Here is a 15,644-nt window from a genome sequence, read left to right as displayed (position 1 = left end):
GTCCACACGCCACGCTGCGGCCCGCCCGCGATCTTAGCTGCTCTCACCGACGCCAGGCCCGCAACCGAGTCCGCGGGGCTGGACAGCCTGCCCTCGCGCGACCAGCTCGTCCCCCAGCACGCCGAGGATCCGGACGAGATCGGCCTGATCCTGCTCGGACAGCACGCCGAACAGCGCCGACGCCCGCTCGACATGCTCCTGCCCGACGCGGTCCACCACCTGTTCACCCTTGCTGGTCAAGGTGATGAGTATCGCCCGGCGGTCGCGTGGGTGCCGGGTACGGCGGACCAGACCGTCTTGCTCGAGGGTGTCCACGAGCCCGGTCACGGCCCGGGCCGTGGTGCCGAGGTCCTGAACGAGATCGCGCATGATGGGCGGCCGCGGATGGTGGCGCAGCGCCGACAGCAGCCGGACGCCGGCCGGGCTGAGACCACCGAGCCCTACGGACGCGTGTAGATAGCGCACCCAGGCAGGGCCGAAACGGGCAAATGCATAGAAAACCCGCTCCCGCAAAGATATCGCGATGTCACGGTCAGCGTTCACCGTAGGCGTGTCACCCATAAGACAAACCATTACCGGCTTCACAATCGACAGTGGTACCGTTGCGGAGGTCAGTATGCAGGAGCACAGATCATCCTAACGAGTGGGGGGACGCCGATGTCGGCGCTCGCGCGCTGGTGCCTCCGGCACCGCCGGCTTGTGATCTCTTTCTGGATCGCAGCCTTCCTGGTGGGAGGCGCCACCGCCGGTATCACAGCCGACCGGCTGACCTTCGACTTCTCGCTGCCCGGCCAGCCCGGCTACGAGACGGCCAAGAAGGTCCTCGCCACCTACCACACGGATGACCAGGGCGCACCGATCATCCTGTCGCTGTCGGCCCAGCCCGGCGGGCAGGTCACCGATCAGCAGGTGACGACCGCGTTCGCCGCGGTCAAGAAAGACGTGCCCGGCATTCGGGTCATCGGCAGAGCGGAAACCGGCGACGACATCTTCGTCACCGACGACGGCCGCGCCCAGTTCGCATACGCCTTCTACCCGCCGCAGACCAGTTTCACCTCCGAGACCGCGGAGGCGCTGAAGAAGTCGCTCGCCGCGCACTCCCCGGCCGGGCTCACCAGTACCATCACCGGTCTGGACGAGCTCGCGACCAACGGCGCCAACGACTCCGGCCCGGGGGTGCTGGTCGAAACCCTGCTCGCCGGGCTCGGCGCGCTGGCCGTCCTCGCCTTCGTCTTCGCCTCGCTGCTCGCGCTGCTACCGCTGCTCATCGCCGCGGTGGCGATCCTGTCGACCTTTCTCGTCCTGCTGGGGCTGACCGTCTTCGTGGACGTGTCGTTCCTGGTGCAGTTCCTCGTCTCCCTGATCGGCCTCGGCGTCGCCATCGACTACTCGCTGCTGATCGTCACCCGTTGGCGGGAGGAACGCGCGCACGGCCGGGACAACCACGACGCCGTGGTGGCCTCGATGCAGTTCGCCGGTCACGCCGTGGTGTTCAGCGGCCTGACCGTGGCCATCGGCCTGGTCGCGATGGTCGTCATCCCGGTGCCCTTCCTGCGCTCCATCGGCTACGGCGGCATGCTCATCCCGCTGATCAGCGTGGCGGTCACGACCACTCTGCTGCCCGCCCTGCTCGGCGGCATCGGCCCGCGGGTCGACTGGCCGCGTGTCCGGCACGAGAACACCGCGAGCCGGTTCTGGACGAGATGGGCTTCGCTGGTGGTGCGCCGCCGCTGGATCGCCGCCGGCGTCGGTATCGCCATCCTCACCGCGCTGATCATCCCCTTCTTCGGGATCCAGATCGGCACGGCGCAGTCCGGGTCGCTGGCCAAGAACGGCCCCGCCTACGAGGCGATAAAGCTCCTCGAGGACGGCGGCGCCCCGAAGGGCGTCCTCACTCCGGCCGAGATCCTGGTCCAGTCATCCGCGGCGGACGACGTGGCGCAACGTGTCCGGGCCGTGGACGGCGTGGTCACCGCGACCCTCCCGAGCGGTACCGACGCGAACCGGGACGGCACCTCACTGATCATTGCCGTGCCGGACAGGGAGACCGCGGGCGGCAGCAGCATCGACCCCATCCGCAACATTCGCTCCGCGCTGCACGACGTGCCCGGCGTCATCGGTGTGACCGGGATAGGCGCGTTGCAGCTGGACTACATGCACGGCGTCTACGGGGTGTTCCCCTGGGCCCTGGCTCTGATCGTCATCGTCACCTACATCCTGCTGGTGCGGGCCTTCCGCTCGCTGCTGCTGCCCCTGAAGGCGGTGGTGCTCAACCTCGTCTCGCTGGGGGCGACGTTCGGGGGCGTGGTGCTGTTCTGGCAGCACGGCTACGGCTCCGAGAAGATCTACGGCATCGAGGCCACCGGCGCCATCACCTTCTGGCTGCCGCTGATGGTCTTCGCGTTCCTCTTCGGCCTGTCCATGGACTACGAGGTGTTCATCCTCTCCCGCATCCGTGAGGAGTACGACGCCCGCGGCGACACCCACGCCGCCGTCATCGAAGGCGTCGGCCGCACCGGGCGGCTGGTCACGTCGGCCGCCCTGATCCTGTTCCTGTCGTTCCTGTCGCTGTCGAGCGGGCCGCAGACCGACATCAAACTGTTCGCGACCGCGCTCGGCTTCGGCATCCTGCTGGACGCGACGGTCGTCCGGATGCTCCTGGTGCCGGCCCTGGTCTCCCTGTTCGGCAGCTGGAACTGGTACCTGCCGGACGGGGTCGCGAAGCTGCTGCGGATCGAGACGTCGCACGCACGGCCGGCCGTTCCGGAACCTCGCTCCCGGCCCGAGGCCGACCTCGAGGTGCCCAGCCCCCGGTAGACCCGATGCTCCAGGTAGATCCGCCCGCGGGGCCCTGGCTTACGGCCAGGGCCCCGTCGTCTCGGTTTTTCGACGGCTGCTCGCCGTCACTCCCCGGCCGCGGCGGCCGACGCGAGATCGACCGCGGTGGTCGCCAGCAGTCGGACGCCAACACCGATGGCCTTCTCGTCCACGTCGAACCGGCCCTGATGAAGGTCGTAGACGGGGCTGTCGGGGCTGCGGGTACCCAGCCGCGCGAGCGCTCCCGGCACCCGCTGGAGATACCAGGCGAAGTCCTCACCGCCCAGGGACTGGCCGGTGGGCGCGACGGCGTGCTCACCGATCGCCGCCACGGTCGCCCGGCGAAGCGCCTCGGTGATGTCCACAGAGTTGATCACAGGTGGTATGTCCTGCCGGTGTTCGATCGTCGCGGTGGCGCCGTACGGCGCCACGAGCTGCGCGACCAGCCGTTCGACCATCGCCGGGGCTCGTTTCCAGATCTCTTCGTCGAAGAGCCGCAGCGTGCCCCGCAGCAGGCCGTCACGGGGAACGGCGTTCGGGACGCTGCCCGCCTCGATCTGCCCCCAGACCAGGCACGCCGCCGCCCGGGGATCGACCGTTCGCGACAGCGCTGCGGGCAGCCCCGTCACCACCTGCGCCAACGTGTACACCAGATCCACGGTGTTCTGCGGACGCGAGGTGTGCCCGCCAGGGCCCTGCAACCGGACCTCGATGTAGTCCGTCGCGGCCGTGATCGGGCCGCCGCGGATACCCACCCGCCCGACTTCGAGCGTCGGGTCGCAGTGGACGGCTATCGCCGTGGACACCGAATCCAGCACACCCTCACGGATCAGCTCGAGCGCGCCGCCGGGCATGACCTCCTCCGCGGGCTGGAACACCAGTCGGATGGTGCCAGGCAGCGGGTAACGCTCGTCGAACGCCGCCAGCGCCCTGCCGACCCCGAGCACGATCGCGCTGTGGACGTCGTGCCCGCAGGCATGGCTCACCCCTGACACGCAGGAGGAATAGGGGAGGTCTTTTTCGTCCTGCAACGGCAGCGCGTCGATGTCCGCACGGACCATGACAACCGGGCCGGAACCGGTACCGACATCGCACCACAGGCCGGTGCCCGAGGACATCACCCGCGGCTTGAGACCGGAACTGTTCAGTGATTCCGCAATCAGTTCGGTCGTCCGCAGCTCCTGCCAGGCCAGCTCGGGATGCGCGTGGATGTCGCGGCGGACATCCACCAGATCTTTCTCATTTTCCGCAAGCCAGGCCGCGACGAAGTTCTCCACCTTCACCGCACGGCCACCTGTCTGCTGCCCCCACCTTGGCTCACGAGCCATCGACACCGAAAAGCCTCGGCCCCCTGCAAGTCAGACCCCTACTCTCCCGATATCAAACGATCACCAAATGCTACTGCGCGACCTACTGCGCGACGAGACGCCCAGGCGGCTCGACAACCGCGGCGACGCGGCAACCGGAACACGGCGGACGCCGACACACCATCCCCGGATTTCCGGCGGATCGACTCGCAATCCCCAGGGGACGCCGAGAGCCACACCACAAAATCGCACCGCCACGGGTGAGAGCACCATCGCCGCTCACCCCCGTCAACCACGGTACTCCGCCCCCGCCGCGCCCCGGACGCGGTCGCCCGGCAACCCCCGCTGTCACCGTCGACCGCGCCCCCGGCTTCCCCACGTCACCCCCGCGCGGGGAGCACCCTCGAGCTCCTCCGCGCCTTCGGATCCGCGGGTCTTCCGGTCCTGAAGGTCTTCGGAGTTCTCGGGATCCACGGGGACCGGAAAAGAAACATGACCGTACATCCTTTGGCCAGCCAACGCACCGAAGCTGTCGCCCACGCCACCGGCAGCCATACCGCCAGCAGCTCCACCGCTGGCAGCTTCACCATCAGCGGACCCGTGGCACGGGGCCATACCACCGAAAAGTCATACCGCAGGGAGCCGTACCGGCCGTTCCCCGCTAAAGAGGCCGGCGGGACTTCATCTCCCGAAGAAGGACATCGACCACCGCGGAGAGATCCCCGTCGGCCCGTTGCGCCGTCGCACGCTGTCGATCGCAGCTCGAGCCGACCTGAAGAATGTGCAGGACGTCGGTGAGCTCGTCGACGCATTCCAGCCGCCGCGCGACGGGCAGCAGATCGTCGACGAGAGCGGCGATCTCGTCCCGGACACGGCGGGTGGTGCCCCGCTCGTCGAGCAGGATCTCGGCGTCCAGACCGTACCGGGCGGCCCGCCACTTGTTCTCCTGCACCACCCAGCGCTGCGGTGTCGGCAGCCGGTAGCCCTGGTCGAGCCGGGTGTTCATCCGGTCGACCAGGCACTGGGTCAGCGCGGCGATCGCCCCGACCTCCAGCAGGGTCGGCAGACCGTCACAGATACGCAGCTCCACCGTGCCGAAGTCCGGGTGCGGCCGGACGTCCCACCACACCTCACGGATGGTCTCCACCGTCCCGGACGACACCAGCGTCCCCATGAACCGCTCGAACTGCTCCCAGTCCGACAGAAGGTACGGCAGGCCGGCGGTGGGCAGGCTCTCGAACACCTTCGAGCGCGACGACGCCAGCCCCGTGTCCAGACCCAGCCAGAACGGCGAGGACGCCGACAACGCGAGGAAATGCGGGATGTAGCCGACGAGTGCGTTCACGACGGGAATCGCCCTGTCCTGCGCGGGAACACCGACATGTACGTGGACGCCGAAAATCAGCAGGCGTCGGGCGACCCACTGCATGCGTTCCAGGATGGAGCGGTAGCGCGGATCGGGGCTGATCTGCTGGTCGGCATAGCTGGTGATCGGGTGGGTACCGCTGCACATCAGGGCAAGCCCGCGCGACGCGGCCAGATCCTCGATGAGACCGACTGTCACGGCCAGGTCGGCCTTGGCGTCGGCGACCGTGTCGCAGACCCCGGTGACGACCTCGATGACCGACTCGAACAACTCGTGTTTGGCACGCTGTTCGGCATGTTCACCGATCTTGGCCTGATACTCGTCGAGGATGGCGGTCGCCGCCCCGCGAAGCTGACGGGTACGACGGTCGACCAACGCCAACTCCCACTCGACACCGAGACTGGACGTCGGTGACGGCGAGAACGGTATCTGCATTCCCGGGCCTCCTGTCGTATCCGGCGCGTGATCCACGACCAACCCGCCCGAAGCCGAACCAGCCGGCCCCGATGCCCGTCCGGGGCGGATTCACCGGTCATACCCACGACACGACGCGTGATGCGGCCAGGTAACCGTAAAACAGCCGGGACGCCGCCGGAAGCGGTTTCACCCGGTCGTGCCTGCCAGGTAGGGGAATTCGCGTGCGGTAGCAGGTGAAGGTGGCAGGCGTTTACGCTGTCGGTAGTACCCGGATGCCCAGCTCACGCACCTGCCGGGCGTCGATCGGAGTCGGTGCGCCGGTCATCGGGTCGAGTCCGGACTGGGTTTTCGGGAAGGCGATGACCTCGCGGATGTTGTCCTCGCCGGCCAGGATCGCCACCAGCCGGTCGATACCGACGGCGAAACCGCCGTGCGGCGGGGCCCCGTAGGAGAACGGCGTCAGGAAGAAACCGAACCGGCGGTCGGCCTCCTCCGCCGAGATCCCCAACGTGGCGAAGATGCGCTGCTGCAGGTCGGGCTCGTGGATCCGGATCGATCCCGAGCCGAGCTCCCAGCCGTTGAGCACCAGGTCGTAGGCACGGCTGCGCACGGCCAGCGGCTCGGTCTCGAGCTTGTCGAGGTCGTCGGGATGCGGCCGGGTGAAGGGGTGGTGGCCGGGCTTTGGCCGCCCGGTCTGCGAGTCGACCCCGACGAACAGCGGGAAGTCGGTGACCCAGGCGAAACGGAACCCGCCCTCGCCGGCCGGCGGGCGTCCGAGGTCGTTACGGAGCTGGCCGAGCACCTCGCAGACCGTTGCCCACTCGTCGGCGACCAGCAGCAGCAGGTCGCCGTCCTCACCCCCGGTCGCCTTCACGATCCCGGCCAGTTCGGCTGCGGAGAGGAACTTCGCCACCGGCGACTCCAGCGACCCGCCGGCGCCGACCCGCATCCACACCAGGCCCTTCGCGCCGAGCTGCTTGGCCCGCTCGGTCAGCGCGTCCAGCGCCTTGCGGTTGTGGGTAGCCGAACCGCCCGGCACCCGAATGCCCTTCACCGACGGCGCCCCCGCGAACGCCTGGAAGCCGCTGCCCGTGAAGACCCCGGTCAGTTCGACGAGCTCCAGGCCGAAACGCAGGTCGGGCTTGTCCACGCCGAAACGGTCCATGGCCTCGTGCCAGGTGATCCGCTCGATCGGCACGACCGTCCCGCCGGTGACGGCCCGTGCGGCGGCCAGCACGGCAGCGGAGATCACCTCCAGGACGTCGTCCTGGTCGACGAAGCTCATCTCGATGTCGAGCTGGGTGAACTCGTACTGCCGGTCGGCGCGCAGGTCCTCGTCACGCAGGCAGCGGGCGAACTGGAAGTAGCGGTCGGTGCCGCCGACCATCAGCAGTTGCTTGAACAGCTGCGGGGACTGCGGCAGCGCGTAGAAACTGCCCGGGAACTGCCGGGACGGCACGACGAACTCCCGCGCCCCCTCCGGCGTGGAGGGCATCAGCAGCGGCGTCTCGACCTCGACGAACTCCCGCGGTACCAGCTCCGAGCGCAGCGCGGCCAGCACCGCCGAGCGGGTGCGCAGGTTGCGCTGCATGCGCTCGCGGCGCAGGTCCAGATAGCGGTAGGTGAGCCGGGTCGCCTCGTCGACCGAGTCCGCCCGCTCGTCGATCGGGAACGGCGGCGGCAGCGCCGCGGAGAGGACCATCACCGTGCAGTCGTGCAGCTCGATCTCGCCGGTGGCCAGGTTGGGGTTGATCGTCCCCACGGGCCGGGCCGCCACCGTCGCGGTGACGGCGACGACGTACTCGGAGCGGACGTCGACGGAGCCGTCCACCACGCACTGCACCTGGCCGGAGTGGTCCCGCAGATCGACGAACATCAGCGACTGGCCGTGCTGGCGGCGACGGGCCACCCAGCCACATACCGTAACTGTCGCACCGATGTGCTCCGTGCGCAGCGCACCGCACAGGTGTGACCGCATCGCCGTCTTCATCGACCGTTCCGCCCGTTCGCTGTAGTTCCTGGGCCTGCCGTGGCTGCTTCAGGTGCCCGCGCACGCCCGTATCACGATGCCTCTACCGCGACCGACCTTACCGGCCACCGGCGCCATGACCGAACGAACATTCGCGCCCACCGTCCGCCACCGTCACGAAGCCGTGCCGTCACGGATCCGTCAGGGCATCGTCACGATCAAGCATTCCAACGGCCGAGCGCCCACGCGGCGTCCAGCCACCCGCCCACGTACCGAGCGTCCATTTCACCACGACCCGTCCGACCAGATGACCACAAGGACAGCGTCCGGGTGACCACGATACCCGCGTCCAACTGTCCACGAACAATGCGACCAGATGACCACGATCACGGCGGCCAAGTGACCATAATGGTGGCGTGAACGCATCAGGCGCGCTAATCAGACGCAAGGCGGAGGCACTCATCGTGGAGGCGCTGGGAGACACCAGAGTTGTCGCGATCAACGGTGCACGGCAGGCCGGCAAGAGCACCCTCGCCCGGCTGGCCGCCTCCGCCACCGCCAACCCGCTGATCCGCCTGCTCGACGACCCCGCCACGCTGCGCGCCGCGCACGACGACCCGACAGGCTTCATCGACCATGACGACCTGCTGGTCGTGGACGAGGTCCAGCTCGCCCCCGAACTGTTCCGTGTGATCAAGGTGGCGGTGGACACCGATCCCCGGCCCGGCCGCTTCCTCCTGATCGGCTCCGCTCAGATCCTCGCCCTACGCGACCTTCCGGACGCGCTCCCCGGGCGCATCGAGACCATCGAACTGTGGCCGTTCTCACAGGGAGAGATCGACGGGACGCCGGACCGCTTCGTCGACGCGGCCTTCACCCACGGCCCCGGGCTCAGCCGCACCTCGCCGCTGCGACGTCGCGACTACCTCGAACGCATCGTCCGCGGCGGCTATCCCGAAGCGGTACGGCGCTCGCCCCGCCGCCGGACGGCGTTCTTCGACTCCTACCTGTCCACCCTCATCGCCCGGGACGTCACCGAACTGTCCGCCATCCAGCGCCGCGGCGAACTGCACCAACTGCTCGCCCTGCTCGCGAGCCGGTCCGGCGGGCTGCTGGTACCCGGCGCGCTCGCGTCACAGTCCGGCATCCCCAGAACCACTCTCAACCGCTACCTGGACCTGCTGTCCGCGGTCTTTCTCATCAAGCTGGTTCCGGCCTGGTCCACCGGCCACACCCACCGGGCGGTCGGCACACCGAAGCTGGCATACGTGGACAGCGGCATAGCCTGCCATCTCCTGGGGCAGGACGCGGCCCGGCTCGGGGAACCCGACGGCACCGCCGGCCCAATGGTCGAGAACTTCGTTCTCACCGAACTCGCCCGCCAGCTCAGTTGGAACGAGCAGTCCGCCCGCCTCTACCACTACCGGACGAAGGACAAGGTCGAGGTGGACGCACTGCTGGAGACCCCCGACGGCCGTGTCGTCGGGATCGAGGTCAAAGCCGGTGCCACCGTCCGCGGCGAGGACCTCGCCGGCCTGCGCCACCTCGCCAACCTGCTCGGCCCACGCTTCGTAGCCGGCTACGTGCTCTACACCGGCCAACAAACCCTGCCCTTCGGCGACCGCCTCTCCGCCCTCCCCCTCGACGCCCTGTGGAACCTGGCCCCGTGACCTGGGGCACCGGCTCGCGTCCAAACACCTCGCGTCCCGGGAAGGCCACACAGGTAGATGGCGCAGACTGCGCTGCCCAACGGCGAGCCACCGACTGGTCCCACCATCGAGGTGACAGCAGCGGCGTTTACCCTGGGCGGCCTGACCCTGGCCAGCGCTGGCCAGGACAGAAGGGGCGGCTATATAGGGCGTGGTCAACCGGGCTCACCCACCGAACGGCTATGTGGAGACCGGCGAATGTTACGCCCGCCAGGACACCGGCCGGACCAGCCCCCTCGGTAGCTGCGTGACTGCGTCCCCCTCTGCTGACTCGAGTTGCTCCTGAGTCAGCCCCTGTGCCCCGATAAAGCGCGTACCAGTCAACAAAGCATTAGTGAGGTCCGCGTCAGTCAGCCCGGCGACGGTAAGGATTGATCCGTCGAGCCGGGCCCCGGCGAGGTTCGCGCCAGTAAAATCTACCGCGTCCAGCCGGGCATCAGTAAGGTCCGCGCCGGTGAGATCCGCCCCGACCAGCCGGACGTTAGCGAGAATTGCACCAGCGAGTCGGGCCCCGGCGAAGTGCCCACCAGTAAGATCCGCCCCGTTCAGCCAGGCGTCAGACAGGTCGAAAGATCGATTCTTGGCGATCCGGACGAGTATGCGCCCCGTGGCAAGGAGATCTTCCGGGGCGACGGCACCGGGGCGCGCGCCCTTTGCGTTACGGGTTCCCCGGAGGAAGGACTCAAGCACCTCGGCCACTTCGTCGATCAAAGCTGGGTCAGCAGACTCGGCGGTAGCGGCACGTTCCATGGCGCGGATGCCTGCGCAGCGGACCGCGAGTGTCGTCGAGCCAAGCTGGCTCAGCGCGGTGGCGAGGGTGACGGCGGGATCGGAACGCTCTACCCCGTTGTGCAGATGCCCCACCGCCCCGGTAGCGCCGGGAAATACCGGCGTCGCCGTCGAAGCAGAGGTTCGGCCGGGGAAGGCCGCCAGTCGGGGCAGAACCTGTTTACCGACCGCGTACAGCAGTCGCTCACGAGCTTGGTTTTCGTCGAGGTCGAACAGGTCCACCCAGGTCAGGACCTGCAGCGTCGCCGGCGGCTCGACCGGCTCGAGGCGGACCGGCAACAGAGTGCGACGGGCCAGCGCCGCGGTCCACTCCGCGGTGCACCAGGCAGACGCGAAATATGCCCGGGAGTAGAGCGCGATCGTCCAACGGGCACCGGCAAGCTGGGTGTTCATCCATTCAACGAAGTTCTGCCCAGGCAGGGAATCTCACACCTGTACTCGGGCGGCCAGCCCGGCTCCTTCGAGCGCGGAGGCGATCCACGTCGCCCACTTCTCGTCCGCACTGGTGTAGGACACGAACACGAACACGAACGACTCCCCCTGCGTCATGTCCCTGTTGTAACGGAATGGCACGCTCCGTGCCAGAACCAACCCGGGCCGGCAGCCGGGAAACACCGCATCCCGGCCAGCGCCATTTCGACCCGGGCCCCGCCCGCCTCAAGTCTGCCCGCGCGTCCGCCGCCATCCCGTCTCCCGCCCCGACAGGCGGGGGACGGGTCAGCGGGTGCGGAGGGCACGGATGAAGCGGGTGGCTTCGGGGCGGATGGATGCCGGGACCCGCAGCATCTGGGGGCCGGCGGGGGTCACCAGGGGGATGATGATCAGATCACCGTGCTTGCGCCCCTGTGACGCCGACACCATCCGCCGGTCGAAGGCAACGTCGAAGTAGTCACCGGGCCGGGGGAAGGGCGCGACGACCAGCAGGCGGCGGGTGGTGAGCAGAATCCAGCGGGACGTCCCGAGGCGGTGCCCGATGAACCGTTCGGCCCGCGCGGTGAACGCGCCCGGGCCGGCGGGGTCGGTGAGCCGGCCCCGGAGCACGACCTCGGTGAACTCCCCCGGCTCCAGCGGAACCTCCGGCGGACGGGCCTTCCATGCTGGATGTACGCGCACACCGCCCAGCCTTCCACCACGAACGCCGTCCGCGCAGGGCCGTCGCCGGCTGCCCACACCCACCCGTCCTCCTGACCGCTCCCGACCTCGCTCCTTCCCCTGGACACCGTCCGTGCGGGAGCGTCTCCGACGTCCACGCGGCTGCTGGCCCGGGCGCTGATCCGCCGGGAAGCCATGCTGTCCAGCCGGATCGAGGGCACCCAGGCGTCCGTCTCCGACCTGGTGCTTTTCGAGGCGGAGCAGCCGGCCCGCGACGACGGCGCAGACGTCCGGGAGGTGTTCAACTACATGGCCGCGGTCGAGCACACACCCGACCCCGACCGTCGGCTTCCGCTGAGCGTCCCGTTGCTGCGGGAGGCGCACGCCATCCTGCTCAGCGGCGTCCGCGGAGACTACGCGACCCCGGGTGACGTCCGGCGGAGCCGGAGCGGACGGCATCCTGCGGACGATCGAAGGAGAACCGAACACGCCCGCCCGGTAGCACCGCCGGGCCGGTCGGCCCCGGCAGGGCCGCCGACGCCGGCTGGCGTTGTGATACTTACCTACCACCGGCGCGGCCTTGTGATATCGAACGGCCCGGTAGGTATCGCAAGGCCGCCGTCGCAGGGCCGCCGGGGTTTCGCCCGCGCCCGGTCGCCGGGATGCGGGCGGAAGCCCGGCAAGGTCGAGGAGCCGCCGCGTACCCGGAGGGTACGCAAGGTGACGAGAAACGCCGCCGGGGTTTCGCCCGCGCCCGGCGAGGTCAGAAGGCGTCGGCGGGGTGGTAGATCCCCCAGACGGCGCGCAGGGCGTGGCAGACCTCGCCGACCGTGGCCCGGGCGCGCAGCGCCTCCTTGAGCGGGTAGAGGACGTTGTCGCTGCCCTGGGCGGCGGCCTTCACCTCGTCCAGCCGGCGGGTTACCTCAGCGTTGTCGCGGTCGGCGCGCAGGGCGGCCAGCCGGGCCGACTGGTCGGCCTCGATCGCCGGGTCGACCCGCAGCGGGTCGTACTGCTCCTCCTGTTCGGCACGGAACCGGTTGACGCCGACCACGGTGCGCGAGCCGTCCTCGATGCCCTTCATGACCGCGTAGGCGGAGTTCTCGATCTCGCTCTTCTGGTAGCCCTGCTCGATCGCGGCGACGGCTCCGCCGCGCTTCTCGACCTGCTCCATGAGCTCACGGGCGGCATGCTCGACATCGTCGGTGAGGGCCTCGACCGCGTAGGAACCGGCGAACGGGTCGACGGTGGCGGTGACGTCCGTCTCGTAGGCGAGCACCTGCTGGGTGCGCAGCGCCAGCGTCGCGGCCTTGACCGTCGGCAGGGCGATGGCCTCGTCGTAGGAGTTCGTGTGCAGGCTCTGGGTGCCGCCCAGCACGGCGGCGAGGCCCTGTATCGCGACCCGGACCAGGTTGACCTCGGGCTGCTGCGCGGTGAGCTGCACGCCCGCGGTCTGGGTGTGGAAACGCAGCATCATCGACTTGGGGTTCGTCGCGCCGAAGGTGTTCTTCATCACGTCCGCCCAGATCCGGCGGGCGGCGCGGAATTTCGCCACCTCCTCCAGCAGGGTCGTGCGGGAGACGAAGAAGAAGGACAGCCGGGGGGCGAACTCGTCCACGGCGAGCCCCGCCTCGACGGCGGCCCGGACGTAGGCGATGCCGTTGGCGAGTGTAAAGGCGATCTCCTGCGCGGGAGTGGCTCCGGCCTCGGCCATGTGGTAGCCGGAAATCGAGATCGTGTTCCACCGGGGAATCTCGTTGCGGCAGTATGCAAACGTGTCGGCGATCAGCCGCAGGGACGGCGCGGGCGGATAGATGTAGGTACCGCGGGCGATGTATTCCTTGAGGACGTCGTTCTGAATGGTTCCGGTGATCTTCGAGCCGGGGACGCCCTGCTCCTCGGCGACCAGCTGGTACAGCAGCAGCAGGACGGACGCCGGCGCGTTGATGGTCATCGACGTGGAGACCTTGTCCAGCGGGATGCCGGCGAAGAGCACCCGCATGTCCTCGATCGAGTCGATCGCCACCCCGACCTTTCCGACCTCGCCGTGAGCGATCGGGTCGTCAGAGTCGTAACCCATCTGGGTTGGCAGGTCGAACGCGACCGAAAGTCCGCCGGTGCCCGCGGCGACAAGCGAGTGATACCGCTCGTTGGACTCCCTGGCGGTACCGAAACCGGCATACTGCCGCATTGTCCACGGCTTGCCGGTGTACATGGTCGGGTAGACGCCCCGGGTGAACGGATACTCACCGGGTGAACCCAGGCGCTCCGTCAGGCCCGTGGGCAGATCGGATGCACTGTAAACCGGCTTGATCGGCTGGCCGGACTCCGACAGACGCTCGCTCATGGCCAGATCGTAGGGAAACCCGGCCCACTCATGCGCGATTCTCACGCCGGGTTCACCGCTGTCACGGCAACGGCCTGCCGGGATCGCCGACTGGATCGCTGCCGGGATGGCCAACGTGCTGGCGAGGAGCGAGAGCTGAACCACTCCGGATGCGCCAGCCGACGCCCGGCAGGGTGGCGCCGTCCGCGGAGCCGCTGGGCGGGTTGGCCTTCCGCCAGACGGTGCCCGGCGGGCTGGCTGCGGGAGGCGGGTGCCGACGCCCACCGTCACCGCGAGCGCTCGGCGCGGCCGGCCCGTGCGCCGCACCGGGCGGCTCCGGACGACCGCGGGTGACATCAGGTGGCGCTGTCCGTCCCGACCGCCGTCCCTGGGAGCGATTCGACGACAGCGATTCGACGACAGCGGTTCGCTGGCCCGAGGCGCACCACACCGTCCCGTCGTCCCGAGACGACCCGCCGGCCGGGGCCACCCGGTGGCCGCGCCCCGGCGACGGTCGTCCGGGTCCGGCCACAAAGCAGGCAAAAGTGATTATTCTTGTCTGCGCTCACCGGGAAAACACACATGTGCCAGCGATTACGTCTACCGTTGATGGAAAGGCTCCACGGCGCACGCCACCACCGGCGGAACCGACGCGCGGCCGCGCGGGTTCACGCTGCCCGGCCGGCGCGACCCGCCGGGAGTCCGATCGGTTGTTTCCAGGACGGGAACGGGGCTGCCCATGACCGGCGACACCATAACCCAGTTGACCGTCGAGACGATCAGGGCAGAGCTTGTCGCGCTCTCGGCGGGGCCGGGTTTGAACGTCGAGAAACTCAGGAGTTCACCACTGGTACGGCTGCTGCCCGCGGCGCCTGGAGAATGGTCGGACGACCAACGCGCCGCCGCATTACAGAACATCATAGCCGAGTGCTGTCACGCCATCCCCCAGGAAAAACTGCGGACCGGCGCCCAGATCGGTTTCAATATTGACGGCGAGAATCCGGACGAGCCGTCCCTGACAGCCCGGATAGACGCGCTCGCCCGCCGTCGGGGCCGGCACGAGCGGACCGTACGGGAATGGTTCTATCGGGGGACCGTCGAGGCCGCGCTCCTGCTCAGGCAGCGGGTCGCGGAGCTGGGCACCGGTGCCGGCTGGCAGGACTACCTGACCGGCAGCGGCGCACCAGACCCCCTCGACGCCAGCCGACCGCGGTTTCTCCTCGACCGGGCCGAGCTGCTGGTACGACTTTCCGGCCGGATCCCGACGGAGGTGCTGATATTCCGGTCCCTGGTCGCCCTCGACGAAGGAGTCGATCACTACGTCGCGACCGCCCGTTATCACAGCGACCCGCGCCCCGGGGTGATCTCCGTCGAAGCGCTGGCGAACTGTGCCGTCCGGCGCTCCACCTTCGCTCCGAACGGGTACGAGGTGACCGAGCTCGAGTTTTCGACGGCGCTTTCCCCTGGCGACCGGATTTCCTTCGCGTACCGGCTGCGAGTACACACCGACCGCGAGATGGCACCAGTTCTGAACTACGTACCGAAAGCACAGCAGAACAGTCGACACATACTGCAGCTCCAGTTCGACCCGACGGCACCACCGGTTCGGGTCTGGTATTTCAATGGTGTGCTCGGCCCGGAGACCCGGCTGCACCCGGAGGATGAGGAGCACTGGCTTGTGCCGAGCAGCCTCGGATACGTCCGCAAGGACTTCGTCGAGCTTTCCCGCGGGCTCCACTACGGCGTGGCCTGGGACTGGCCCCGCAACTCGCACGGCCCGGTCACCCGGGAACGCCCGGACCACGACTTCCGGCCCGCCGCCGGCCCCCCTGGCAGCTGACACACAATCATGATC

General features: G+C 68.8%; 12 protein-coding genes. 4 read left to right on the top strand and 8 right to left on the bottom strand.

Annotation, left to right across the window (positions count from 1 at the left end; genetic code table 11):
• Window positions 1–33 precede the first annotated feature (33 nt).
• Entirely contained in the window at window positions 34–561 is a 528-nt protein-coding gene (locus FSYMDG_RS22710) for a MarR family winged helix-turn-helix transcriptional regulator (protein ID WP_013872505.1), read from the bottom strand.
• 138 nt (window positions 562–699) lie between these two features.
• Between FSYMDG_RS22710 and FSYMDG_RS04995 the strand changes: the two genes are divergently transcribed.
• Window positions 700–2,817 carry an MMPL family transporter gene (locus tag FSYMDG_RS04995; RefSeq protein WP_202797676.1) on the top strand — a complete coding sequence of 706 codons (2,118 nt, stop codon included), beginning with the start codon at window positions 700–702 and terminating at the stop codon, window positions 2,815–2,817.
• 86 nt (window positions 2,818–2,903) lie between these two features.
• Here FSYMDG_RS04995 and FSYMDG_RS04990 read toward each other — a convergent pair whose 3' ends face one another.
• From FSYMDG_RS04990 to aspS, 3 genes are all read right to left on the bottom strand, one after another.
• Window positions 2,904–4,100, bottom strand: a complete 1,197-nt coding sequence (locus tag FSYMDG_RS04990; protein WP_013872503.1) for an amidohydrolase — start codon at window positions 4,098–4,100, stop codon at window positions 2,904–2,906.
• A gap of 685 nt (window positions 4,101–4,785) precedes the next feature.
• Entirely contained in the window at window positions 4,786–5,925 is a 1,140-nt protein-coding gene (locus FSYMDG_RS04985; RefSeq protein ID WP_013872502.1) for a glutamate--cysteine ligase, read from the bottom strand.
• 232 nt (window positions 5,926–6,157) lie between these two features.
• A complete protein-coding gene (gene aspS, locus FSYMDG_RS04980; protein ID WP_013872501.1) occupies window positions 6,158–7,897 on the bottom strand; it encodes an aspartate--tRNA ligase in 1,740 nt (579 codons plus the stop codon).
• Between the two features lie 395 nt (window positions 7,898–8,292).
• Here aspS and FSYMDG_RS04975 point away from each other — a divergent pair, with 395 nt between their 5' ends.
• Window positions 8,293–9,546 (top strand): ATP-binding protein, encoded by a 1,254-nt coding sequence (locus tag FSYMDG_RS04975; protein WP_043602992.1) that lies wholly within the window; start codon window positions 8,293–8,295, stop codon window positions 9,544–9,546.
• 240 nt (window positions 9,547–9,786) lie between these two features.
• Here the strand turns inward: FSYMDG_RS04975 and FSYMDG_RS22705 are convergent, their stop codons facing one another.
• The 3 genes from FSYMDG_RS22705 to FSYMDG_RS04965 all read right to left on the bottom strand — a co-directional run bounded on the left by FSYMDG_RS22705 (window position 9,787) and on the right by FSYMDG_RS04965 (window position 11,496).
• Complete coding sequence (locus FSYMDG_RS22705; RefSeq protein ID WP_258165222.1) at window positions 9,787–10,794, bottom strand: pentapeptide repeat-containing protein; 1,008 nt, start codon at window positions 10,792–10,794, stop codon at window positions 9,787–9,789.
• A 6-nt stretch (window positions 10,795–10,800) separates the two neighbouring features.
• On the bottom strand, window positions 10,801–10,923 hold the full coding sequence (locus FSYMDG_RS25795) for a TIR domain-containing protein (RefSeq protein ID WP_131772192.1): 123 nt from the start codon (window positions 10,921–10,923) through the stop codon (window positions 10,801–10,803).
• 168 nt (window positions 10,924–11,091) lie between these two features.
• Window positions 11,092–11,496 carry a hypothetical protein gene (locus FSYMDG_RS04965; protein WP_085948587.1) on the bottom strand — a complete coding sequence of 135 codons (405 nt, stop codon included), beginning with the start codon at window positions 11,494–11,496 and terminating at the stop codon, window positions 11,092–11,094.
• A 90-nt stretch (window positions 11,497–11,586) separates the two neighbouring features.
• On the opposite strand from FSYMDG_RS04965, the gene FSYMDG_RS29975 reads away from it, so the two are divergent.
• Window positions 11,587–12,324 (top strand): Fic/DOC family N-terminal domain-containing protein, encoded by a 738-nt coding sequence (locus FSYMDG_RS29975; protein ID WP_431307071.1) that lies wholly within the window; start codon window positions 11,587–11,589, stop codon window positions 12,322–12,324.
• Here FSYMDG_RS29975 and FSYMDG_RS04960 read toward each other — a convergent pair.
• Window positions 12,230–13,810 (bottom strand): acyl-CoA mutase large subunit family protein, encoded by a 1,581-nt coding sequence (locus tag FSYMDG_RS04960; protein WP_043604917.1) that lies wholly within the window; start codon window positions 13,808–13,810, stop codon window positions 12,230–12,232. The two genes, FSYMDG_RS29975 and FSYMDG_RS04960, sit on opposite strands and share 95 nt — an antisense overlap.
• 718 nt (window positions 13,811–14,528) lie before the next feature.
• Between FSYMDG_RS04960 and FSYMDG_RS04955 the strand changes: the two genes are divergently transcribed.
• On the top strand, window positions 14,529–15,629 hold the full coding sequence (locus tag FSYMDG_RS04955; RefSeq protein WP_013872495.1) for a hypothetical protein: 1,101 nt from the start codon (window positions 14,529–14,531) through the stop codon (window positions 15,627–15,629).
• Window positions 15,630–15,644: the final 15 nt, after the last annotated feature.

Origin of the sequence: Candidatus Protofrankia datiscae, assembly GCF_000177615.2 — a bacterium.
GTDB classification, from domain to species: Bacteria; Actinomycetota; Actinomycetes; order Frankiales; family Frankiaceae; genus Protofrankia; species Protofrankia coriariae.
This window is presented reverse-complemented; position numbering and strand designations above follow the sequence as displayed.